This window comes from Amycolatopsis sp. CA-128772 (assembly GCF_002904295.1).
In the GTDB taxonomy this organism is placed as follows: domain Bacteria; phylum Actinomycetota; class Actinomycetes; order Mycobacteriales; family Pseudonocardiaceae; genus Amycolatopsis.
Map to the genome: position 1 here is coordinate 72,983 of NZ_PPHG01000073.1, position 21,166 is coordinate 94,148.

The following is a 21,166-nucleotide window of genomic DNA, read 5'->3' on the forward strand; positions in this document are numbered from 1 at the left end:
TCCGGCGTGCTCAAGCGGTCACCCCCAGGCAGTCCCGCAGGCGGATCAGCCCGTCCCGCAGCCGCGTCTTGACGGTGCCCTGCGGCGTCGACAGCACTTCGGCCACCTCGCGATACGTATAGCCCTGGTAGTAGGCGAGCAGCACCGATTCGCGCTGCAGTTCGGTCAGGAAGGACAGGCAGCGGCGTACCTGGGAGCGTTCGAGCCGGGCGGTGACGGATTCGGCGACCTCGTCGAACGGCCGGCCGCGGGCGGCCTCGAAGGTCGCCTTCTGCTCCCGCTCGGTGCTGGCGCGCGCCGAGCGGACGCGGTCGACCGCGCGGCGGTGCGCCAGGGTCATCGCCCAGTTCAGCGCCGAGCCGCGCTCGGGCGCGTACCGGGTCGCGGTGCGCCAGAGCTCGACGAGCACCTCCTGGGCGACTTCTTCGGACTGGGCCGCGTCCCGCACGATCCGCCGGACGAGCCCGTAGATCGGCCCGGCGAGCTGGTCGTAGAGCAGCTCGAAGGCCCGCTCGTCCCCCTTCGCGACGCGCACCATGAGCTCCTCGGCGGTGGGACCGGCCGGGGTTTCGGAGGGCACCGGCGCCAGGGGGCGCGGGCGGGCCGGCTCATCCATGCAGCTGTCCTCCGGCGTTCTGCGGGGTGCGCGGCACGACCGCGGCCTTCCGCAGCCACAGCGTGACGCCGTGGCGGCGGATCAGCGCGGACACCCGCTGCGGGAGCAGGGGCCGGGCCAGCACGAGCCGGGCCAGCCACCGCGGGTTCACCGGGCGGCGAACTCCCCGCAGCGTAGCGACCAGCGGCGTGGTGGTGCCGCGGCGCAACGCCACGGTGAGGTCGAGCAACCCTTCCGGGCGAGGCAGGCGCATCCGGTACTCGCCGTCCATCTCCTGGAACGGCGAGACGTAGAACTCCTTGGCCGCGCGGGCGCGCCCGGCGTCGTCGGGGTGCAGCAGGTAGGCGTGCCGGCCGCCGTAGGTGTTGTGCACCTCGGCGACGACGCACGCCAGCCGGCCTTCGGGGTCGTGGCACCAGTAGACGCTGATCGGGTTGAACACGTACCCGAGCACGCGCGCGGCGGCCAGCATCACGACCCGCCCGCCGCGCAGGTCGACACCACGCTCGGCCAGCCACGCGTCGAGCTTCTCGCGGATGCCGCGCGGGTCCGTGGCCGCGAAGTGGTCGCGGCGGTCGAACCGGGCGAAGGGCCGCAGCCACCACGGCAGCCGCGGGAGGTCGTCCAGGTCCACCCGCCACAGGTACACGCGGTGGGCGAAGGCGTGCGGCGGGTCGATCCGCCGCACGTGCGCGACCGTGGCGTCGTAGAGCGCGTTCGTCACCAGGTCACCCCGAGGCTTTCGGCGGCGCGGGCCCCCGCGGAACAGCCGTCTTCGTGGAAGCCCCAGCCGTGGTAGGCGCCCGCGAAGGCGAGCACGCCGTCGTTGAGTTCCGGCAGCCGCCGTTGCGCGGCCACGGATTCCGGCGTGTAGACCGGGTGCTCGTACCGCATCCGCGCAACCAGGTGCGCCGGTTCGGGACCGTCGCCGGGGTTGAGGGTGACGACGTACCCGGTCGGCTCGTCGAGGCGCATCAGGCGGTTCATGTCGTAGCTGACCCGGACCGCGCCGGTCGGCGCGCCGCAGGCGGGCGCGCGGTAGTTCCAGCCGGCCCGGGCGCCGGCCAGCGACGGCAGCACGCTCGTGTCGGTGTGCAGCCAGGCTTCGTTGGCCGAGTACCGGAACGCGCCGAGCACCTCGCGTTCGGCGCCGGTCGGGTCGGCCAGCAGGGACAGCGCCTGGTCGGCGTGGGTGGCGACGACGACCTTGTCGACGCGGTGCGGCGTGTCGGCGTCGTCGCGGATCTCGACCCCGCCCGCGGTCCGCAGCACCGACCGCACCGGCGTGGACAGGTGGACGGCGGTGAGCTGCTTCGCCGCCAGCTCGACGTACGCGCGGGAACCACCCACGACGGTCCGCCACGCCGGTGAATCCTGCACCGAGAGCATGCCGTGGTTGCGGAGGAACTCGAACAGGTACCGAGCCGGGTACCGGAGGGTGTCGGAGCGGCCGGCCGACCACACCGTGGAGACCAGCGGCAGCATGAAGTGGTCGACGAAGTAGCGGGTGTAGCCGCCGATGGCGAGGAACGCGCCGAGCGTGACGTCCCCCGCGTCGTTCGCCGCCAGCAGCCGCTTCGCGTGCCGGTGGAACCGCTTCACCTCGGCCAGCATCCGCAGATACCGGCCGCGGAAGGCGTTGCCGCGCTGGGCGAACAGCCCGGGCAGCCCCTTCGCGCCGGCGTACTGCAGGCCGCAGCCGTCGCAGCGGATGCTCATCGACATCTCGGTGTCGCGCGTGGCCACCCCCAGCTCGCCGAACAGCTTCAGCAGGGTGGGGTAGGTGCGCTCGTTGTGGACGATGAAGCCGGAGTCCACGCCGACCGTGCCGCCGTGGGTGCTCGGCACGTCGTGCGTGTGCGCGTGGCCGCCCAGGCGGTCGTCGGCCTCGAACAGCAGCACCTCGTACTTGCGTTGCAGCAGGTAAGCCGCGGTCAGTCCGGCCACTCCGCTGCCGATGACGCCGATGCGTTCTCCCGTGATCTCCACACCGGTCCTTCGGGACCGCGGCCCGGCCGGATTGGCGGCCCGGGCGACCAATCCACGCGGGCGGGGAGAGCGAATCCCGGGCATGCCGAACACCACCGCGCACCGTCTCGCCTCGTTCGCCGAAAAGCTCCTCGGCGGACCCCTGCCCGTCGGCCTCCGCACCTGGGACGGCACCCGCGCCGGCCCGGACGACGCACCCACCGTCGTGCTCCGCAATCGCCGCGCGCTGCGCCGCCTGCTCTACGCGCCCGGCGAGCTGGGGCTCGCCCGCGCCTACGTCACCGGCGACCTGGACGTCGAGGGCGACCTCGCCGACGGCTTCCGCCGGATTTGGGCCCTCACCCGCGCGGGCGAGCTGAACCGCGTCGAGCTGGGGCCGCGCGACTGGGCCGAGGCCGTCCGGCTGGCCGCCCGGCTCGGGGTCGCGGGGCTGCCGCCGAAGCCGCCCGCCGAGGAGGCCCGGCTGTCCGGGAAGCTGCACAGCCTGCTGCGTGACCGCTCCGCGATCGCCCACCACTACGACCTGGGCAACGCCTTCTACCAGCTGCTGCTGGACGAGTCGATGGCCTACTCGAGCGCCTACTTCACCGCGGAGGCGCAGAGCCTCGAACAGGCGCAGCACGACAAGCTGGAGCTGATCTGCCGCAAGCTGGGGCTGCGGCCGGGCATGCGGCTGCTCGACGTCGGCTGCGGCTGGGGCTCGCTGCTGGTCCACGCGGCCAAGCACCACGGCGTCGAGGCCGTCGGGATCACGCTGTCGGCCGAGCAGCTGCAGCACGTCCGCGGCCGGCTCGCCCAGCACGACCTCGAAGACCGCGTCGAGGTGCGCCGCCAGGACTACCGCGAGCTGCCGGACGCGCCGTTCGACGCGGTGGCGTCGATCGAAATGGGCGAACACGTCGGCGAGGTCAACTACCCGGCCTACGCGGCGACGCTGCACCGCATGGTGAAGCCGGGCGGGCGCGTGCTGCTCCAGCAGATGTCGCGCGGCACCGTCGCCCCGGGCGGCGGCGCGTTCATCGAGCGGTACATCGCACCGGACATGACGATGCGCCCGGTGGGCCGGACGCTGGACCACCTGGAGTCGGCCGGGCTCGAGGTCCGGGACGTGCACGCGCTGCGCGAGCACTACGTGTGGACGGTCCGGGCCTGGGCCGCCACCCTGGAGGAGAACTGGGCCGACGTCGTCGCGCTGATCGGCGAGACCGGCGCGCGGGTCTGGCGGCTGTACCTGGTGGGCGGGGCGCTGGCGTTCGAGGAGAACCGGATGGGCGTGGACCAGATCCTGGCCGTGCGGCCCGACGAGCACGGCCGGTCCGGCCTGCCGGCGACCCGGGAGTGGTCCTGATGCCCCAGCTGCTGGTCACGGCCGTCGTCACGCTGGTGGCGGTCGCGGTGACGTTCGGGATCGCGCGGGCGCGCGGGCGCTACGACACGATCGACACGTTCTGGGGGCTCGGGTTCGCGCTCGTCGCGGTGGTGGCCTTCCCGTTCGGCGACGGTCCGCTGCCGCTGCGGCTCGTGGTGACCCTGCTGACCGTGGTGTGGGGCGTGCGCCTTTCGGTGCACCTGCACCTGCGCAACCACAAGCTGCCCGAGGACCCGCGGTACGCGCGGATGGGCCACGGGCCGCTGAAAATGTTCGTGCGCGTGTACTTGTTCCAGGCGGTGATCCTGTACTTCGTGTCGCTGCCGGTGCAGTTCGCGGTGGACGGCACGGGCATCGGCGTGCTCGGCGGCCTGGGCATCGCGGTGTGGGCCCTCGGTTTCGCGTTCGAGACGATCGGCGACGACCAGCTGCGCCGCTTCAAGGCCGACCCGGCGTCGAAGGGCAAGGTGCTGGACACGGGCCTGTGGCGCTACACGCGGCACCCGAACTACTTCGGCGACGCGTGCGTGTGGTGGGGCCTGTACCTGCTGGCCTGTTCGACGTGGCCGGGCGCGCTCACCATCCTTTCCCCGGTGGCGATGACGTTCACCCTGGCCCGCGGAACGGGAAAACCCATGCTGGAGAAGGGAATGGCCCGCACGCGCCCGGCGTACGCGCACTACGTCGAGCGGACCAGCGGGTTCTTCCCGTTGCCGCCGAAGAAGGTCACTCCCCGGTAAGCCCGTCGGTGAGCTCGCGCAGCACGTCGAGGTGCCCGACGTGCCGCGCGGTCTCCTCGATCATGTGCGTGAGGACCCAGCGGACGTTGAAGGTTTCGCCCTTGTGGGTCACCTGGTCGTCGAAGCCGTGCTCCGCCACGATCTCGCGGCTGCGCGCGCATTGTTCCTCGTAGTCGCCGAGCAGGGTGTGGAGAGTGGTGCCGGGCGGAATTCGGAACTCCGCGTCCGGATCCTGTTCGAGCTTCTCCTCCCAAGTGTCCTCCGCACCGTCGACGACGACACCGAACCAGAACCGTTCGTTCAGGGTGAGGTGCGCAACGAGCCCGGCGACGGTCATCAGCTCGCTCGGCAGGTGCACCTGCCGGGCCTGGTCCTCGGTGAGGCCCCCGGCCTTCCACGCGACGGTGGCGCGGTGGTGGTCGAGCAGGCTGGTGAGGATGTCGCGCTCGCCACCGGTGAGCGGCACCTTCGGGCGCTGGGGTCGTTCGGTCATGGGCGGAACTCTGCCAGAGGGGTCCGACACTCCAGACACCTTGCTCACGATGTAATCGTGGACTAGGTTTACGGACGTGCCGGACGAATTCCTTCTAGACGAGCAAACCTGCTTCGCGCTCTACGCGGCGTCGCGCGCAGTAACGGACGCCTACCGTCCCCTGCTCGGCGAGCTGGGCCTCACCTACCCGCAGTACCTGGTGCTGCTGGTGCTGTGGGAGTCCGACGCCCGGCCGGTCAAGGAGATCGGCGAGGCGCTGCACCTGGACTACGGCACGCTTTCCCCGCTGCTCAAACGACTCGAGGCCAACGGGCTGATAACGCGGGCCCGCCGGCCCGCGGACGAACGCACCGTGGTGATCAGCCTGACCGACGAGGGCCGGGCGGCGCGCACCCGCGCGGCGGACGTCCCGTCGGAGATCGGCTGTGCACTGGGCCTGGAGGACACCGAGCGGCGGCAGCTCATCGCCACCCTGCGGCGGCTGACCGCGTCGGCCACCGCGTACGCATCCGATCATCGAGGAGGCTCTTATGCCCAGCCGTGACGCGACCACCCACTGGGTCGGCGGACTGCAGAACGGAAAGGGCGAGGTCACCCTGGACTCGTCCAACGCCGGCACGTTCAGCGTGTCGTTCCCGACCCGGGCGGGCAACCCGGACGGCCAGACGAGCCCGGAGGAGCTCATCGCGGCGGCGCACTCGTCGTGCCTGGCGATGAACCTGTCGGGCGTGCTGGAGGCGCAGCAGATCACGGCGGACTCGATCGACGTGAGCGCCGAGGTCACCCTGGGGCCGGCCAAGGGCGGCGGCTTCGAGATCAGCGGGATCGCGATCACGCTGCGGGCGTCGATCCCCGGCGTGAGCGCGGAGCAGTTCGCGGAGTACGCGGAGACGGCCGAGAAGACCTGCCCGGTGACGAAGGCACTGGCCGGGACGACGATCACCATGGACGCGGCGCTCGCCTGACGCGGGACGGCCCCTCGCCGGACCGGCGAGGGGCCATGCGTCAGGAGACCTTGGCTCGATAAGTCGACTTCTTCGCCTGGTTCCCGCACACGCCCATCGAGCACCACCGGCGCGTTCCCGGCCGGCTCGTGTCCAGGAACAACGCCCCGCACCGGTCCCCCGCGCACCGGCGGACGCGGGCGAACTCCGGCGACGTCACCAGCTCCAGCGCGTCCCGCGCCACCAACGCCAGCATCGCCGACGCCGGATCCGGGGCCTGCCAACGCAGTTCGCCCGACGCTGTCAGCGAAGGCGCCGGCACCGGCATGGCTGCGAACCGGTTCAACCGCTGCCGCGACGACGGCCGCAGCGAACCCGTCAGCAGCTCGTAAACCGCTTCGCGCACGCCGCGCGCGTCACGCACCGAAGCCGGCAGGACGGGCGACGAAAACGGTCCGAACTGGTCGATCCACGCACCCCAAGCCGGCTCGTCCGGCAGTTCCTCCGTCTCCGCCGGCGTCCCGCGGTAGCGAAGCGTCCGGATGAAGTCGAGGCACAGGCGGCCCGCGCCGGAGCGGAATCTGTCCGTCATACGCGTCACAGTACGCCGGAACCGGTTTGACTGGTACCGTCGGGAACCGATCAAACCGGTTCAACCTCCTGGGGGCACGCATGACCGAGACCGAGCAGAAGGCCCCGCCCGGGTGGCTCGTGCTGCTGTTGGCCGTCTCTTGTGGACTGACCGTCGCCAACCTCTACTACGCCCAGCCGCTGCTCGCCGAGCTGCGCCAGACCTTCGGGGTCGGCGAGGCCGCCGCCGGGGGCGTCGTCACCGCCACGCAGATCGGGTACGCCGCCGGGATGCTGCTGCTCGTGCCGCTCGGGGACCGGCTCGAGAACCGCGGCCTGGTCGCGACGCTGCTCGCCGTCGCCTGCGCCGGCCTCGTCGTCACCGGGATCGCGCCCGGGTTCGCCGTGCTGCTCATCGCTTCGCTCGCCGTCGGCGCCACGTCGGTCGTCGTGCAGATCCTCATCCCGTTCGCCGCCGACATCTCGCCCGACGGCATCCGCGGCCGGATCGTCGGCCGGGTGGTCAGCGGGCTGCTGTTCGGCATCCTGCTCTCGCGCGTGATCGCCAGCTTCCTCGCCGAGATCACCGGCTGGCGGGTCGTCTTCCTCATCTCGGCCGCCGCGATGGCCGTGCTCGCCCTCGTGCTCCGGTTCATCCTGCCGCCCCGCGCGCCCAAGACGGACGTCCCCTACGGGCAGCTCCTCCGCTCCACCTTCGCCATGGTGCGCAAGCACCCGCCGCTGCGGCACCGCGCCCTCTACCAGTCGGTGATGTTCGGCGCCTTCAGCGCGTTCTGGACGACCATCGCCTTCGTCCTCACCGCGCCGCCGTTCAACTACTCCCAGCTCGGCGTGGGTCTCTTCGCCCTGGCGGGCGCGGCCGGCGCCGCGGTGGCCCCGCTGGCCGGGCGGTGGGCGGACCACGGCCGCGGCCGGCCGCTCACGGCGGGCGCCTTCGTGCTCTGCGCCGCGGCCTTCGCACTCGCCGGCTTCGGCGCGCACAGCGTCATCCTGCTGGCGATCGCCGCCATCGCCGTCGACACGGCGGTCCAGACGACGCTGGTCGTCGGCCAGCACACGATCTACCAGCTCGACCCCTCGGCCCGCGCCCGCATCAACAGCGTCTACCTGGGCACCTTCTTCATCGGCGGCGCGATCGGCTCCCAGGCGGGCTCGATCGCCTACCACCTCGGCGGCTGGACGGCGGTCGTCGTGTTCGCGGGCGTGCTGCCGCTGCTCGGGCTGGCCGGCATGGCCCGCACCCAGGTCTAACCCGCCAGCAAGCCCAGCACCAACGCCAACGGCGGCCACGCCTCCCGCCCCCGGCTGGTGCAGGCGAACGCCCGCTGCCGCACGTCCGGCCCGGCGAGCGGCAGCAGCGTGACCCCCGGCTTCGTGGGCCGGCCCGCCGGCAGCAGGCCCACCGCCGGGGCCGGGCCGGTCGCGATCAGGTCCTCCACCAGCTCCAGGCTGTCCGCACGGTGGGTCACGGCCGGCGTGAACCCCGCCATCGCCGCCAGGCGGCGGACCACGTCCTCGTCGGCGCTGTTGCGGGAGTTGACGATCCAGCCGTGGTCGCGGAACGCCTCGAAGACCGCCACCGTTCCCTCGCCGCGGACCCGGTCCGCGTCCGCGGCCGGGACCCCCAGCCCCCACCGCGCTGTCCACAGTGGACGTACCGCGACCGCGGGGTCCACGCCGGCCGGGGCGAGGTCGTAGTCGTAGGTGAGGGCCAGGTCGATGTCGTCGGCCAGCAACGCGGCGAACGCCTCCAGGGGCTCGTACTCGCTGATCCGCAGCTCGACCCGCGGGTGGTGGGCGGCCAGCGCCGCCGCGGCCGGCAGCACCGAGCGCCGGACCGCCGTGGCGAACCCGGCGACCCGCACGGTGCCGGCCGGCTCGGCGTGCGGGTCGAGGTCGGCGCGCGCGGCCTCCACCGCGGCGAGGATCGTCACGGCGTGCTCGGCCAGCCGCCGGCCCGCGGGGGTGAGGCGCACGCGCCGGCCGTCCGGTTCGAGCAGGGGCACGCCGGTTTCCCGGGCCAACACGGCGATCTGCTGCGACACCGTGGACGTCGTCGTCCCGAGCACGTCCGCCACCGCCCGCATCGAGCCGTGCCGGGACAGCTCGAGCAGGAACCGGAGCCGGCGGGTGTCCACGCGGTCATTGTCCACGAATCGCGAACGGTATGTCCACGATCACCACGTGGACACGAACGGTCCGGCTCGGCTTTGCTGGTCCCGTGCCGTCCACGTCCCGCGCCGGAGCGACCCTCGCCGTCGCCGCCATGCTCTGCGTCCAGCTCGGTCTCGCCGTCTCGGTCGGGCTGTTCGACCGCGTCGGGCCCGAAGGGGCGGCATGGCTGCGCCTGGCGTGGGCCGGGGTGCTGCTGCTCGTCGTGGTCCGGCCGCGGCCGTCGTCGTTCCGCGGGAGCACCTTCCTGACCTGCTGCGGGCTGGGTGTGGTCACGGCCGGGATGACCATGCTGTTCATGGAAGCCGTCGCCCGGCTGCCGCTGGGCACGGCGAGTGCGCTGGAGTTCCTCGGCCCGCTGGCCGTCGCCGTCACGCGGGGCCGCGGCGGCAAACGGCTGTGGCCCGTCCTCGCCGCGATCGGGGTGCTGTTGCTGACCCGGCCGTGGCACGGCGGCGCGGACTTGGCGGGCGTCGGCTTCGCGCTCGCGTCCGCGGTCTGCTGGGCCGCCTACATCCTGCTGACGCAGCGGGTCGGCGACGAGGTGGCGGGCGTGCGCGGGCTCGCGGTGTCGATGCCGGTGGCGGGCATCGTGGCGACGCTCGTCTACGGTCCGGGCGTGCTCGGCCACCTGACCTGGCCGTTGCTGCTCATCGGCCTCGGCCTGGCGGTGCTGCTGCCGGTGGTGCCGTTCGCGCTCGAAATGCTCGCGCTGCGGCGGCTGACCGCCCCCGCGTTCGGGACGCTGATGAGCCTGGAACCGGCCATCGCCCTGGCGATCGGGTTCCTCGTGCTCCACCAGGTCCCGGACGCGGGGGCGGCGGCGGGCGTGGTGTTCGTCGTGGCGGCCGGGATCGGCGCGGAGCGGACGGGGACGCGGGAGCCGGTCAAGCAGCCGGCCTAGGCGAACACGTCCCGCCGCGCGGCCACCCACTCCGCGTACGTCGTTCCCTTGCGTCCCAGCAGCTCCTCGACGACGCCGGTCGGCACCTGCGGGTTCCGCAGGGTCTCCGCGAACCCCTCGAGCAGCCAGCCGACGGCCGTTTCCGGGACGCCGTAACCGATCCACTGCGCGCGTTGCTCCGCCGGCGTCAGCTCGCGGAAGCGGATTTCCCGGCCCAGCACCGACGCGAGGGTCTCGACCTGGCCACGGAGGCTGATCGCCTCGGGTCCACTGAGGACGTAGGTGACCCCGACGTGCCCGTCCGAACCCAGCACCCGGGCGGCCACCGCCGCGATGTCGCCGAGGTCGATGGGGGTCTGGGTGGCGTCGCCGTAGGCCAGCGCGACCTCGCCCGCCCGGACCAAGGGCGCCCAGTCGAGCGTGTTGTTCATGAACACGCCGGGCCGCAGGAAGGTCCACGCGAACCCGGCGTCCCGCACGGCGGCCTCGACGGCGGCGTACTCGTGGCCGCTGGAGCCTTCGTGGTCGTCGCCGACGCTGCTGCCCGACAGGGCGACGACCCGCTCGACGCCGGCTTCCGACGCCAGCTCGCAGAACCGCCGGACGGTCCGCGCCATCGGCGCGAGGTACACCGCCGACACGCCCTCGAGCGCGCCCGGCAGCGTCGACGGCCTCGCCAGCGAGCCGACGACCACCTCGGCTTCGGCCGGCAGCCGCGCGCGTCCGGGGTCGACAGTCAGCGCCCGCACCGGCACGCCGGCGGCCAGGAGTTCGTCGACCACCAGCCGCCCGACGCTGCCGGTCGCACCCGTCACCAGGATCGTCATGAGCACCCTCCTCTTTCTCGTATGCCGTACGAAATAGTACGGCATACGAGAACCCGGACGCACACGAAATCGGACCTTCAGGAGGTGATGGTGGGCAGCTCGGGCGCCGCGACGTCGTAGACCTTGCCGTCCTGGGTCAGCAGGGCCGCCAGGACCTTCGCCTTGCGGTCCGTCTGCTCCGCGGTTCCCCAGCGGACGATCTTGCCGCTGGCCAGCGTGAACTCCACGCTCGCCGGCGTCTTCGCCGTCGCCGTCGTGACCTGCTTGAGCAGCTGCTCCGGGATCACTCCGAGGACCGCCGTCACCGCGCGGGTCACCGGGTCGTCCGCCGACACCTTCGGCAGCTTGAGCTCCGGCAGGCCCGCCGGGCGCGCGGCGACCGTCTTGAACACCACGCCGCCGCCGTCGACCAGGTGGACGCCGTCGCCGCCCGGGCCGCTGTCGAAGAACGCGATCGCCGTGCGCTCGGTCACCGTGATCTCGACCGTGTTCGGCCACGACCGCGACACCTCGACCGTCGCGATCCCCGGCATCGCCGCCACCCGGTCGCGGATCTCGTCGGTGCTCAGCCGCAGCATCGGCTTGTCGGCCGGGACCGCCGCCACCGTGCGGATCTGGTCGGCCGGCACCGTGCGCGAGCCGCTGACCGCCACGTCCTGCACCCCCAGCATCGAGCTGAAGAACAGCAGGTACACCGTGGCCACCACGGTGAGCACGGACAGCAGCGCGACCCACCGGCGGCGGATCTCCACCTGCCGGTTGGGCCGGCTTCGCGGCGAAGGCCGCGCGGCGACGCGGGTCCGGCGGCGCTCTTCCTCGGAGCGCCGCCCCCGGCGTTGCCGGGCCAGGGCGGCACGATCCGGTGTCTCCGCCTCGGCGGAGGACGGACGGCGTTCCCTGGTCGGACTCATGGCCTCAGCGCTTGTCCAGCTCGGCGAGGATCTCCGGACCCAGCTGCGTCACGTCGCCGGCGCCCATGGTCACCACGAGGTCGCCCGGCTTCGCCAGCCCGGCCACCAGCGGCGCGGCCCGGTCGAACGCCGGCTCGTAGTGCACCGACGCCGTCACCCGGTCGGCGATCAGCGCGCCGGTGACACCCGGTTCGGGCTCCTCCCGCGCGCCGTAGACGTCAAGCACGACGACCTCGTCGGCCTGCGACAGCGCCTCGGCGAACTCCGCCGAGAACGTCTTCGTCCGCGAGTACAGGTGCGGCTGGAACACCACGATCACCCGCCCGGACCCGGCCGCCGTCCGCACCGCGCGCAGCTGCGCGGACACCTCGGTCGGGTGGTGGGCGTAGTCGTCGTAGACGCGGACGTCGCCGGCCCGGCCCTTGAACTCGAACCGCCGCCGCACGCCGCCGAACGCCGCCAGCCCCGCGACCATGCCTTCGACCGGCGCGCCGAGCTCGATCCCGGCCAGCAGGGCCGCGAGCGCGTTCAGCGCCATGTGCTCACCCGGCACGGCCACCCGGACGTCGACCGGCTCGCCGCGCAGGGAGACCCGCACGATCCCGCCGTCGGGCTGCGGCTGGTAGGACGTGATCCGGGCGTCGTCGACGCCACCGACCTCGCGGCCGTACCGCTGCACCCGGACCCCGCGCTTCTCGGCTTCGTCGCCCAGCGCGGCGGCGCCCTCGTCGTCGGCGCAGACGATCAGCAGCCCGTCCGGATCGAGGCGGTCGAGGAAGTCGGTGAAGACCTTCGTGTACGCCTCGGCCGTGCCGTGGTGGTCCAGGTGGTCCGGCTCGACGTTCGTCACCACCGCGACCGACGGCGAGTAGGCCAGGAACGAGCCGTCGCTCTCGTCGGCCTCGGCGACGAACACGCCGCCCTCGCCGTGGTGGGCGTTGGCGCCGGACTCGTTGAGGTCGCCGCCGATGGCGAACGACGGGTCGAGCCGGCAGTGCTGCAGCGCCACGGTCAGCATCGACGTCGTCGACGTCTTGCCGTGCGTGCCCGCGATGCAGGCGACGCGGTGGCCCGCCATCAGCCCGGCCAGCGCCTGCGCCCGGTGCAGCACCGGGATCCCGGCCTCGCGCGCCGCGGCGAGCTCGGGGTTGGTCTCCTTGATCGCCGTCGAGACGACCACGGCCGACGGCGGCTCGGACAGGGCCGAGATGTTCGCCGCCGCCTGGCCGACGAACAGCTCGGCGCCCTGAGCGCGCAGCGACAGCAGCGCGCGCGACTCCTTGGCGTCCGAGCCCGACACGAAGGCGCCCCGGGCCAGCAGGATCCGCGCGATACCGGACATGCCGGCCCCGCCGATCCCGATCAGGTGCGCCCGGCGCAGTTCTTCAGGCAGTTCAGGCACCGGCGGCCTCCAGAACGATGCGGGCGAGGGTCTCGTCGGCCTCGCGGTGGCCCATGCCGGCCGCCGCCGCGCTCATCTTCGCGACCCGGTCGGCGTCGGTGACCAGCGGGACGACGAGCTCGGCGACCTTGGCCGGCGACAGGTCGGCGTCGGCGACCATCAGCGCGGCCCCCGCGTCGACGGCGGGCCGGCCGTTCGACGCCTGTTCGCCGTTGCCGATCGGCAGCGGGACGAACACCGCGGGCAGCCCGACCGACGTCACCTCGGCGACGGTCATCGCGCCCGAGCGGCAGATCGCCACGTCGGCCGCGGCGTAGGCCAGGTCCATCCGCTCCAGGTACGGCACCGGCACGTACGCCGGCTTGCCCGGGAACTCCTGCACGACCAGCGTGTTCTTCGGGCCGTGCGCGTGCAGGACGCCGACGCCGGCGTCCGCGAGGTCCTTCGCCGCCCCGGACACCGCGGCGTTGATCGACTGCGCACCCTGCGAGCCGCCGAAGACGAGCAGCGTGGGCGCGTCCGGGTCCAGGCCGAAGTGCTCGCGGGCCTCGGCCCGCAGCGCGGCCCGGTCCAGCGCCGTGATCGACCGCCGCAGCGGGATCCCGACGACCTCGGCGTTCGGCAGCGTCGTCCCCGGCACGGCGACGGCGACGCGCTTGGCGAACCGCGCGCCGACCTTGTTGGCCAGGCCGGCCGACTTGTTGGCTTCGTGCACGACGATCGGGACGCGCCCGCGCGCCGCGAGGTACGCGGGCAGGGCGACGTAACCGCCGAAGCCGACCACGACGTCCGCGCCGACCCGGTCCAGCACCTCACGGGTCTTGCGCACCGAGTCGCGGACCTTCAGCGGCAGCCGCAGCAGCTCCGGTGTCGGCTTGCGGGGCAGCGGCACCGGCGGGATCAGCTCCAGGTCGTAGCCGCGGGCCGGGACGAGCTTGTTCTCCAGGCCGCGCTCGGTGCCCAGCGCGATCACCGTCGCGTCCGGGCGCAGCCGCATGACGGCGTCGGCCAGGGCGAGGGCGGGTTCGATGTGTCCTGCGGTGCCACCTCCGGCGACCACGACCACGGGCCCCTTGCCCGCGGCGGATCGCTCGGTTCCCTTGACGGGCTTACTCACCTATGACCTCTCCGGTTCGCGGTACTCCGGGTACCACGGCTCGCTGTTGTCCGCGCGGCCCCGCCGCGAGACGTGGCCGTGCTCGTCCGTGCCGCGCTGCGGCGCACCGGTTCGCGGACCGACCTCCGTCGCTCCTGTGCCGGGGCGGGCCGGGCCGCACGGGGCGCCGGCCTGGCCGCCTTCGCCCCGGGCCGCCCCGTCCCCTTGCGGGTGGCGGGCGGGCGGTACGGGTCGGGCGCGGGCAGCCGCAGCAGGCGTCCGAATTTACCCGGCCCCTGTGTGCGCAGCGCGGCCACCGCCTCCGGTTCGTGCCGGGCGGCGTTCGCGAGCACCCCCATGATGAGCATGGTGATCACCAGGGACGTGCCGCCGTAGGAGATGAGCGGCAGCGTGACGCCGGTGACCGGCAGCAGGCCGACGACGTAGCCGATGTTGATCCCGGCCTGGGCGACCAGGAAGACCGTCAGCGTGCCGGAGACGATCCGGATCCACGGGTCGATGTTGCGGGTGGCGATCCGCAGGCCGACGACGGCGACCCCGCCGAAGAGGGCGAGCACCACCACGCAGCCGATCAGCCCGAGCTCCTCGCCGATCAGGGCGAAGATGAAGTCGTTCTGCACGTTCGGCAGGTAACCCCAGTTGGACGTGCCCTGGCCGAGGCCCTTGCCGAGGAACCCGCCGTCGGCCAGCGCGAGCTTGGCCTGGTTGGCCTGGAAACCCTCGGCGGTCGTGTCGGCGTCCGGCGAAAGGAACGACATGACCCGGTCGAGCCGGTAGGGCGCGATGACGGCGAGCACGAGGATGCCGGCCAGGCCACCCGCGAGGATCACGCCGAACAGCCGTTTCGGGGCGCCGGCGAACCACAGCAGCGCCAGCAGCACCACGGCCAGGGTGACCGTGCCGCCGAGGTCGGGCTGCAGCATGACCAGGGCGAACATCAGCAGCGCGATCGGCACCACGGGCACCAGCAGGTGCCGCCACTGGTGGATCACGTTGTACTTGATCACCAGGATGTGCGCGCCCCAGAAGGCCAGCGCGACCTTCGCCGCCTCGACCGGCTGGAAGGTGAACTCGCCGATCTTGAACCAGCCCTGCGAGCCGTTGACCTCCGAGCCGAGCGGGGTGAGCACGAGCACCAGCAGGCCGAGGCAGATCACCGTCGCGGTGGCCGACATCCGCCGGATCCGCTCCAGCTTGACCCGCAGGCCCAGCCAGAACACGACCGAGCCGAGCGCGACGAAGACCAGGTGCTTGACGAACAGCGAGTACACTCCGCTGCCGGTCTTCGGGTTGTAGGAGGCCACCGAGGACGCCGAGAGCACCATGACGATGCCGATGACGGTGAGCACGCCGGTGAGGGCGAGCACGAGGTGGAACGACGCCAGCGGCCGCGAGAGCCACGCGGTCAGCGCGGTCCGGACCGCGACGAAGCCGCTCTCCTTGCGCTCGCGGCGCGGCCGCTTCGGCGGTGCTCCGGGCTTGTTTTCAGCTGTCGTCACTCGGCTCCCCCGCTGCGTCGTCGCGAAGGACGTGCACCGCCGCGGCGAACGCGTCGCCGCGCGCGCCGTAGTTCGGGAACATGTCCAACGACGCCGCGGCGGGTGCCAGCAGCACCACGTCACCGGGCCGGGCCATCGCGCTGGCCGCACTCACCGCCGCAGTCATGGGTTCATCGTCACCCGGACGGAGGCTGTTCACCGGGACATCCGGCGCGTGTCGCGCAACCGCGGCGGCGATCACGGGTGAATCCACGCCGAGGAGCACGACCCCGCGCAGGCGGCCGGCGATGCTGCGCACGAGTTCGTCGACGGAGGCGCCCTTGAGCTGGCCCCCGGCGATCCACACGATGCTCTCGTGGGCGCGCAGGGACCCGGCGGCGGCGTGCGGGTTGGTCGCCTTCGAGTCGTTGACGTACCGAACCCCGGCCACTTCGGCGACCTCCGCGGCCCGGTGCGGGGCCGGCTGGTACTCGCGCAGGCCCTTCAGCACCGCGTCCGGCGAGACGCCGTGGGCGCGGGCCAGCGCGGCCGCGGCGAGGGCGTTCGCGACGTTGTGCGGGCCCGCCGGGCGGACGTCGGAGAGGGTGGCGAGCGCCTCGGCACTGTTGTCCGGGTCGGCGACGAAGGCGCGGTCGACCAGCAGGTCCTCGACCACGCCCAGTTCGCCGGTGCGCGGGGTGTCGAGCTGGAAGCCGACGCGGCGGGCGCTCTCGGGCGCGTGCCCGTCGGCGATCCGGGTCGACCAGTCGTCGTCGGCGTTGTGCACCGCGACCTTGGCGCGGGTGTAGACCCGGCCCTTCGCGGCCGCGTACTCGGCCATCGAGCCGTGCCAGTCGATGTGGTCCTCGGCCAGGTTGAGCACCACGGCCGCGTCCGGGGCCAGTGTCGAGGACCAGTGCAGCTGGAAGCTCGACAGCTCCACGGCCAGCACGTCGTAGCCGGCACGGACCGCGTCGAGCGCCGCGTAGCCGATGTTCCCGCAGGCCACGGCGTTGCTGCCGGCGGCCTTGAGGATCGACTCCAGCATGCCCGCGGTGGTCGTCTTGCCGTTGGTGCCGGTCACGACCAGCCAGGCCGGCGGGTGTTCGCGCAGCCGCCCGACGCGCCAGGCCAGCTCGACGTCGCCGATGACCTCGACCCCCGCCTCGGCCGCGGCCACGAGCAGCGGCGACGTCGGCCGCCAGCCCGGGCTGGTGACGACCAGGACGACGTCGGCGGGTGGCTCGGTCAGGCCCGGCACCAGCTCGGCGCCGAGGCCGTCCAGCTCGGCCAGGCGTTCGGCGTTGCCGTCGGTGACGGTGACGCGCGCACCCAGCTCGACCAGCACCGGCACCACCGACTTGCCGGTGACCCCGGCCCCGGCGACGAGAACGTGACGACCGGCGATTTCCATGTCAGCCGCCGAGACCGAGCTGCTCGCTGTAGAACAGGCCGAGCCCGAACATGCAGCAGACCGCCGAGAGCAGCCAGAACCGGATGATCACCGTGGTTTCGGCCCAGCCGGCGAGCTCGAAGTGGTGGTGGAACGGCGCCATCCGGAACAGCCGTCGCCGGGTCGTCCGGAACACCGCGATCTGCGCGACCACCGAGATCATTTCGACCATGAACAGGCCGCCGATGACGATGGCGAGCAGCTCCGTGCGGGTCGTCATGGACAGGCCGGCGACCAGGCCGCCGAGGGCCAGCGAGCCGGTGTCGCCCATGAAGATCTTCGCCGGGGCCGCGTTCCACCAGAGGAACCCGACGCAGGCGCCGGTTGCCGCGGCGGCGACCACGGCCAGGTCCAGCGGGTCGCGGACGTCGTAGCAGGCCGGCGCCGGGCCGTTGGCGCAGGACAGCCGCTCCTGCCAGAACGAGATGACCACGTAGGTGGCCAGCACCATCGCCGCCGCGCCGCCGGCCAGGCCGTCGAGGCCGTCGGTGAAGTTCACCGCGTTCGACCAGCCGGAGATGACGATGTAGCAGAAGATCACGAAGATCACCGACGGGAAGGTGATCAGCGCGAGGTCGCGGACGTAGGAGAGGCTCTCCGACGCCGGCGTGATGCCGTGCTCGTTCGGGAAGTTCAGCGCCAGCACCGCGAACGCGACGGTGACGACCAGCTGCCCGACCAGCTTCGCGGTCTTGTTCAGCCCCAGGTTGCGCTGCTTGCGGATCTTGATGAAGTCGTCGAGGAACCCGACGATCCCCAGGCCCACCGCGAGCATCAGGACGAGCAGCCCGGAGGCCGTCGGCGCGCCGCTGCGGGAGTTGAACATCCAGTTGATCAGGTGCGCGGCGAAGTACCCGACGACCATCGCGATGATGATCGCGACCCCGCCCATGGTCGGGGTACCGCGCTTGGACTTGTGTCCCTGGGGGCCTTCCTCGCGGATCTCCTGGCCGAAGCCCTGCCGGGAGAAGACCCGGATCAGGTAGGGCGTCAGCATGATGGAGACCAGCAGGCCCGCCGCGGCCGCGATCAGGATGCTGATCACGCGTCACCACCGTTCGAGCGATTCTCGGAGTTGTCGGTTTCCCGGGGTTCGAGCAGGGCCTCGGCGACCCGCCAGAGGCCGGCGGCCTTGGAGGCCTTCACCAGCACCACGTCCCCGGGGCGGAGCTGATCATGCAGCAGGGCGATCGCGGCCTCGACGTCGGGTACCAGTGCCGACTCCTCGCCCCAGGAGCCTTCCTGGTGCGCGCCCTGGTGCATGGCCGCCGCCTCGGGGCCGATCACGACGAGCTTGGCGATGTTGAGCCGGACGACCAGCCGGCCGATCTCGTCGTGCGCGGTGATCGCGTCCGCGCCGAGCTCGCCCATCACGCCGAGCACGGCCCAGGAGCGACGGCCGGAGTCCCGCGTCATCGCGGCGAGGGCCTTCAGGCCGGCCCGCATCGACTCGGGGTTGGCGTTGAAGGAGTCGTTGAGGATCGTGACGCCGTCTTCGCGGGTGACGACCTCCATGCGCCGCGCCGAGCGCCGCTCGGCGGCCGACAGCCGCGCGGCGATCTCCGCCGGCGACGAGCCCAGCTCCAGGGCGATCGCGGCGGCCGCGAGCGCGTTGCTCACGTGGTGCTCGCCGTGCAGCGGCAGCCGCACGTCCGCCTCCCCGGCCGGGGTGACCAGCCGGAAGGACGCGCGGGCCTGGTCGTCGAGCGTGATGCCGGTCGCCCGGACCTGCGCGGACGCGCTTTCGCCGAAGAACACCACGCGGGCCTTCGTGCGGCTCGCCATGGCCGCGACCAGCGGGTCGTCGAGGTTGAGCACCGCGACGCCGTCTTCGGGCAGGGCCTCGACCAGCTCGCCCTTGGTCTTCGCGATGCCCTCGCGCGAGCCGAACTCGCCGACGTGCGCGCTGCCGACGTTGAGCACCGCGCCGATCCGCGGCGGGGCGATCTCGGCAAGGTGGGCGATGTGGCCCGGCCCGCGCGCGGACAGCTCCAGCACCAGGTGCCGGGTCTCCGCGTCGGCGCGCAACGCCGTCCAGGGGTGGCCCAGCTCGTTGTTGAACGACCCGGGCGGCGCGACCGTCGGGCCCAGCGGCTCCAGCAGCTGCGCGATCAGGTCCTTCGTCGACGTCTTGCCGGACGAGCCGGTGACGCCGACGACGGTCAGGTTCCCCTCGGCCAGGCGCTGCACGACGAACCGGGCGAGCTTGGCCAGCGCGGCCAGCACCGCGGCGCCGGAGCCGTCCTTGTCGCCGGTCAGCGCGACCGACCGCTCGTGGGCCTCACCCGCCGCGAGCGGCGGGACGACGATGGCGGGCGCGCCGACCTCGCGGGCGGCCAGCACGGCCACCGCGCCGGCTTCGACGGCCTGCGCGGCGAAGTCGTGGCCGTCGACCTTCTCCCCCGGCAGGGCCGCGAACAGGCCGCCGCGCGTGAGCTTCCGGGTGTCGAACTCCACGGTGCCGGTCACCTGCGCGCCCGGATCGGCGCGGTGCAGCCGGCCGCCGACGACGTCGGCGATCTCGGCCAGGCTGAGCACGATCACACACTCACCTCGAGTTTGTTGCGGATGGCCGCGGCCAGCTCGTCGCGGTCGGAGAACGGGTGCACGACGCCGCCGGCCTCCTGGCCGGATTCGTGCCCCTTGCCGGCGAGGAAGACGATGTCGCCCGGCTCGGCCAGCGCGACGGCGTGCGCGATGGCCTCGCGGCGGTCGCCGATCTCGACGACCTCGCCGCCCTCGGCGGGGCCGACCGCGCGGGCACCGGCCAGCATGGCGGCCCGGATGGCCGCCGGGTCTTCGGAGCGCGGGTTGTCGTCGGTGACGATCAGGACGTCGCTGCGGCGGGCCGCGGCCTCGCCCATCATCGGGCGCTTGGCGGTGTCCCGGTCGCCGCCGCAGCCGAGCACGGTGATGATCCGGCCCTCGGTGCGGGCCCGCAGCGCGTCCAGGCCCTGGGCGACCGCGGCCGGCTTGTGGGCGTAGTCGACGACGGCGGTGAACCCCTGGCCGACGTACACCCGCTCCATCCGGCCCGGCACCTGCACCTCGGCGAGCCCGGTGACGATGTGCTCCAGTGACACGCCCGCGGTGCCGAGGATCGCGGCGGCGAGCACGGCGTTGGCCACGTTGAACTCGCCCGGCAGGGGGATCCGGGCGGGCGCGCTGACGCCGCCCGGGCCGTGCAGGGTGAACGTCTGCTCGCCGTGCGGGGTGGCCTGCAGGTCGGTGGCCTTCCACGCGGCCTCGGTGCCCGGGTCGGTGGTCACGGTGATCGTCTGCGGCGTGAGCAGGGCCTGGCCCCACGCGCTGTCGGCCACGACGACCTCGTGCGTCGAGCGGCCGTCGAACAGCAGCGCCTTCGCCTCGAAGTACTCCTGCATGTCCTTGTGGAAGTCCAGGTGGTCCTGGGAGAGGTTGGTGAACGCGCCGACCGCGAACCGGGTGCCGTTGACCCGGCCCAGCGCGAGCGCGTGGCTGGAGACCTCCATCGGCACGTGCGTGACGCCGCGTTCGAGCATCACCGCGAGCAGCGCCTGCAGGTCCGGCGCCTCGGGCGTGGTGAAGCCGCTGACCAGGCGTTCGCCGGCGATCCGGGTCTCCACCGTGCCGATCAGGCCGGTGGTCAGGCCGGCGGCCTGGAGGCCGGCGTCGACCAGGTAGGACGTCGTGGTCTTGCCGGAGGTGCCGGTGACGCCGAGGACGGCCAGCTTCAGGGAGGGCTCGCCGTAGATCCAGGCGGCGATCTCGCCAAGGGCGGCGCGCGGGTCGGCGTGCACCAGGATCGGGACGCCGGCGTCGCGCAGGGCGGGCCGCTCGGCGCCGGCGGCGTCGGTGAGCACCGCCACGGCCCCGGCGGCGACCGCCTGGTCGCTGAAGTCGGCACCGTGGGCGCGGGCGCCCGGCAGGGCGGCGAAGAGGTCGCCGGGCAGCACGTGCTGCGCGCGCAGCGTGGTGCCGGTGACGGTGAGCTCGGCCGCGTCGGGCGAGCCGGCGATCAGCCGGGCGTCCGCCCTGGCGAGCAGCGTCGCCAGCGGGACCGGGTCGATGCGCGCCGGGCGGGGCGGCGCGGGGACCGCTTTCACCGGGCTTTCCGGCACCTGGGAACTGGACGAGGACACGGACACGGCCAAGAGGCTACCGGCGGCCGTTCCGGGGCC

General features: G+C 73.0%; 21 protein-coding genes. 6 read left to right on the forward strand and 15 right to left on the reverse strand.

The window, feature by feature from the left end; translation table 11 throughout:
• Nucleotides 1-10 precede the first annotated feature (10 nt).
• From sigK to C2L59_RS27655, 3 genes are read right to left on the reverse strand one after another with little or no spacing between them, the layout of a single operon-like run.
• Nucleotides 11-616: an ECF RNA polymerase sigma factor SigK gene (gene sigK, locus C2L59_RS27645; RefSeq protein WP_103352445.1), complete on the reverse strand. Its 606-nt coding sequence runs from the start codon at nucleotides 614-616 to the stop codon at nucleotides 11-13.
• Entirely contained in the window at nucleotides 609-1,343 is a 735-nt protein-coding gene (locus C2L59_RS27650; RefSeq protein WP_103352530.1) for a DUF1365 domain-containing protein, read from the reverse strand. The genes sigK and C2L59_RS27650 overlap by 8 nt, the downstream gene beginning before the upstream one ends.
• Entirely contained in the window at nucleotides 1,337-2,605 is a 1,269-nt protein-coding gene (locus C2L59_RS27655) for an NAD(P)/FAD-dependent oxidoreductase (protein ID WP_103352446.1), read from the reverse strand. Before C2L59_RS27655 ends, C2L59_RS27650 begins: the two co-directional genes overlap by 7 nt.
• Before the next feature lie 82 nt (nucleotides 2,606-2,687).
• On the opposite strand from C2L59_RS27655, the gene C2L59_RS27660 reads away from it, so the two are divergent.
• Complete coding sequence (locus C2L59_RS27660; RefSeq protein WP_103352447.1) at nucleotides 2,688-3,953, forward strand: cyclopropane-fatty-acyl-phospholipid synthase family protein; 1,266 nt, start codon at nucleotides 2,688-2,690, stop codon at nucleotides 3,951-3,953.
• Complete coding sequence (locus C2L59_RS27665) at nucleotides 3,953-4,714, forward strand: DUF1295 domain-containing protein (protein WP_103352531.1); 762 nt, start codon at nucleotides 3,953-3,955, stop codon at nucleotides 4,712-4,714. The genes C2L59_RS27660 and C2L59_RS27665 overlap by 1 nt, the downstream gene beginning before the upstream one ends.
• On the opposite strand, the gene C2L59_RS27670 is transcribed toward C2L59_RS27665, so the two are convergent.
• Nucleotides 4,701-5,207, reverse strand: a complete 507-nt coding sequence (locus tag C2L59_RS27670) for a DinB family protein (RefSeq protein WP_103352448.1) — start codon at nucleotides 5,205-5,207, stop codon at nucleotides 4,701-4,703. The genes C2L59_RS27665 and C2L59_RS27670 overlap by 14 nt on opposite strands.
• 76 nt (nucleotides 5,208-5,283) lie before the next feature.
• On the opposite strand from C2L59_RS27670, the gene C2L59_RS27675 reads away from it, so the two are divergent.
• Together C2L59_RS27675 and C2L59_RS27680 are read left to right on the forward strand one after the other, a co-directional pair.
• Nucleotides 5,284-5,751 carry a MarR family winged helix-turn-helix transcriptional regulator gene (locus C2L59_RS27675; RefSeq protein WP_103352449.1) on the forward strand — a complete coding sequence of 156 codons (468 nt, stop codon included), beginning with the start codon at nucleotides 5,284-5,286 and terminating at the stop codon, nucleotides 5,749-5,751.
• On the forward strand, nucleotides 5,738-6,172 hold the full coding sequence (locus tag C2L59_RS27680) for an OsmC family peroxiredoxin (protein WP_103352450.1): 435 nt from the start codon (nucleotides 5,738-5,740) through the stop codon (nucleotides 6,170-6,172). Before C2L59_RS27675 ends, C2L59_RS27680 begins: the two co-directional genes overlap by 14 nt.
• Nucleotides 6,173-6,212: 40 nt before the next feature.
• Here C2L59_RS27680 and C2L59_RS27685 read toward each other — a convergent pair whose 3' ends face one another.
• A complete protein-coding gene (locus C2L59_RS27685) occupies nucleotides 6,213-6,743 on the reverse strand; it encodes an ABATE domain-containing protein (RefSeq protein ID WP_103352451.1) in 531 nt (176 codons plus the stop codon).
• Between the two features lie 80 nt (nucleotides 6,744-6,823).
• Here C2L59_RS27685 and C2L59_RS27690 point away from each other — a divergent pair, with 80 nt between their 5' ends.
• The gene (locus C2L59_RS27690) at nucleotides 6,824-7,993 is read left to right on the forward strand and encodes an MFS transporter (protein WP_103352452.1); all 1,170 of its coding nucleotides are present in this window, start codon (nucleotides 6,824-6,826) and stop codon (nucleotides 7,991-7,993) included.
• On the opposite strand, the gene C2L59_RS27695 is transcribed toward C2L59_RS27690, so the two are convergent.
• On the reverse strand, nucleotides 7,990-8,880 hold the full coding sequence (locus C2L59_RS27695) for a LysR family transcriptional regulator (protein ID WP_103352453.1): 891 nt from the start codon (nucleotides 8,878-8,880) through the stop codon (nucleotides 7,990-7,992). The two genes, C2L59_RS27690 and C2L59_RS27695, sit on opposite strands and share 4 nt — an antisense overlap.
• Nucleotides 8,881-8,963: 83 nt before the next feature.
• On the opposite strand from C2L59_RS27695, the gene C2L59_RS27700 reads away from it, so the two are divergent.
• Entirely contained in the window at nucleotides 8,964-9,818 is an 855-nt protein-coding gene (locus C2L59_RS27700) for a DMT family transporter (protein ID WP_233223727.1), read from the forward strand.
• Here C2L59_RS27700 and C2L59_RS27705 read toward each other — a convergent pair.
• The 9 genes from C2L59_RS27705 to C2L59_RS27745 all read right to left on the reverse strand — a co-directional run bounded on the left by C2L59_RS27705 (nucleotide 9,815) and on the right by C2L59_RS27745 (nucleotide 21,091).
• Nucleotides 9,815-10,645 carry an NAD(P)H-binding protein gene (locus tag C2L59_RS27705; protein ID WP_103352454.1) on the reverse strand — a complete coding sequence of 277 codons (831 nt, stop codon included), beginning with the start codon at nucleotides 10,643-10,645 and terminating at the stop codon, nucleotides 9,815-9,817. The genes C2L59_RS27700 and C2L59_RS27705 overlap by 4 nt on opposite strands.
• A 77-nt stretch (nucleotides 10,646-10,722) precedes the next feature.
• Nucleotides 10,723-11,556, reverse strand: a complete 834-nt coding sequence (locus C2L59_RS27710) for a cell division protein FtsQ/DivIB (protein WP_103352455.1) — start codon at nucleotides 11,554-11,556, stop codon at nucleotides 10,723-10,725.
• 4 nt (nucleotides 11,557-11,560) lie between these two features.
• Nucleotides 11,561-12,958: a UDP-N-acetylmuramate--L-alanine ligase gene (murC, locus tag C2L59_RS27715; protein ID WP_103352456.1), complete on the reverse strand. Its 1,398-nt coding sequence runs from the start codon at nucleotides 12,956-12,958 to the stop codon at nucleotides 11,561-11,563.
• Entirely contained in the window at nucleotides 12,951-14,075 is a 1,125-nt protein-coding gene (murG, locus tag C2L59_RS27720) for an undecaprenyldiphospho-muramoylpentapeptide beta-N-acetylglucosaminyltransferase (RefSeq protein ID WP_103352457.1), read from the reverse strand. The genes murC and murG overlap by 8 nt, the downstream gene beginning before the upstream one ends.
• The gene (ftsW, locus tag C2L59_RS27725) at nucleotides 14,072-15,574 is read right to left on the reverse strand and encodes a putative lipid II flippase FtsW (protein WP_103352458.1); all 1,503 of its coding nucleotides are present in this window, start codon (nucleotides 15,572-15,574) and stop codon (nucleotides 14,072-14,074) included. The genes murG and ftsW overlap by 4 nt, the downstream gene beginning before the upstream one ends.
• Nucleotides 15,561-16,967 (reverse strand): UDP-N-acetylmuramoyl-L-alanine--D-glutamate ligase, encoded by a 1,407-nt coding sequence (gene murD / locus C2L59_RS27730; RefSeq protein WP_103352459.1) that lies wholly within the window; start codon nucleotides 16,965-16,967, stop codon nucleotides 15,561-15,563. Before murD ends, ftsW begins: the two co-directional genes overlap by 14 nt.
• A gap of 1 nt (nucleotide 16,968) precedes the next feature.
• The gene (gene mraY / locus C2L59_RS27735) at nucleotides 16,969-18,051 is read right to left on the reverse strand and encodes a phospho-N-acetylmuramoyl-pentapeptide-transferase (protein ID WP_103352460.1); all 1,083 of its coding nucleotides are present in this window, start codon (nucleotides 18,049-18,051) and stop codon (nucleotides 16,969-16,971) included.
• Nucleotides 18,048-19,550, reverse strand: coding sequence for a UDP-N-acetylmuramoyl-tripeptide--D-alanyl-D-alanine ligase (gene murF, locus C2L59_RS27740; protein WP_103352461.1), 1,503 nt, complete (start codon nucleotides 19,548-19,550; stop codon nucleotides 18,048-18,050). The genes mraY and murF overlap by 4 nt, the downstream gene beginning before the upstream one ends.
• Nucleotides 19,547-21,091 (reverse strand): UDP-N-acetylmuramoyl-L-alanyl-D-glutamate--2,6-diaminopimelate ligase, encoded by a 1,545-nt coding sequence (locus C2L59_RS27745; RefSeq protein ID WP_103352462.1) that lies wholly within the window; start codon nucleotides 21,089-21,091, stop codon nucleotides 19,547-19,549. Before C2L59_RS27745 ends, murF begins: the two co-directional genes overlap by 4 nt.
• Nucleotides 21,092-21,166 lie beyond the last annotated feature (75 nt).

What these genes read in the sequence shown, in the direction of transcription:
- C2L59_RS27690 (WP_103352452.1), top strand. Translation starts at nt 6,824, where the DNA reads ATGACCGAGACCGAGCAGAAGGCCCCGCCCGGGTGGCTCGTGCTGCTG.
- sigK (WP_103352445.1), bottom strand. Translation starts at nt 616, where the DNA reads ATGGATGAGCCGGCCCGCCCGCGCCCCCTGGCGCCGGTGCCCTCCGAA.
- C2L59_RS27680 (WP_103352450.1), top strand. Translation starts at nt 5,738, where the DNA reads ATGCCCAGCCGTGACGCGACCACCCACTGGGTCGGCGGACTGCAGAAC.
- C2L59_RS27705 (WP_103352454.1), bottom strand. Translation starts at nt 10,645, where the DNA reads ATGACGATCCTGGTGACGGGTGCGACCGGCAGCGTCGGGCGGCTGGTG.
- C2L59_RS27685 (WP_103352451.1), bottom strand. Translation starts at nt 6,743, where the DNA reads ATGACGGACAGATTCCGCTCCGGCGCGGGCCGCCTGTGCCTCGACTTC.
- C2L59_RS27665 (WP_103352531.1), top strand. Translation starts at nt 3,953, where the DNA reads ATGCCCCAGCTGCTGGTCACGGCCGTCGTCACGCTGGTGGCGGTCGCG.
- C2L59_RS27710 (WP_103352455.1), bottom strand. Translation starts at nt 11,556, where the DNA reads ATGAGTCCGACCAGGGAACGCCGTCCGTCCTCCGCCGAGGCGGAGACA.
- murD (WP_103352459.1), bottom strand. Translation starts at nt 16,967, where the DNA reads ATGGAAATCGCCGGTCGTCACGTTCTCGTCGCCGGGGCCGGGGTCACC.
- C2L59_RS27670 (WP_103352448.1), bottom strand. Translation starts at nt 5,207, where the DNA reads ATGACCGAACGACCCCAGCGCCCGAAGGTGCCGCTCACCGGTGGCGAG.
- C2L59_RS27660 (WP_103352447.1), top strand. Translation starts at nt 2,688, where the DNA reads ATGCCGAACACCACCGCGCACCGTCTCGCCTCGTTCGCCGAAAAGCTC.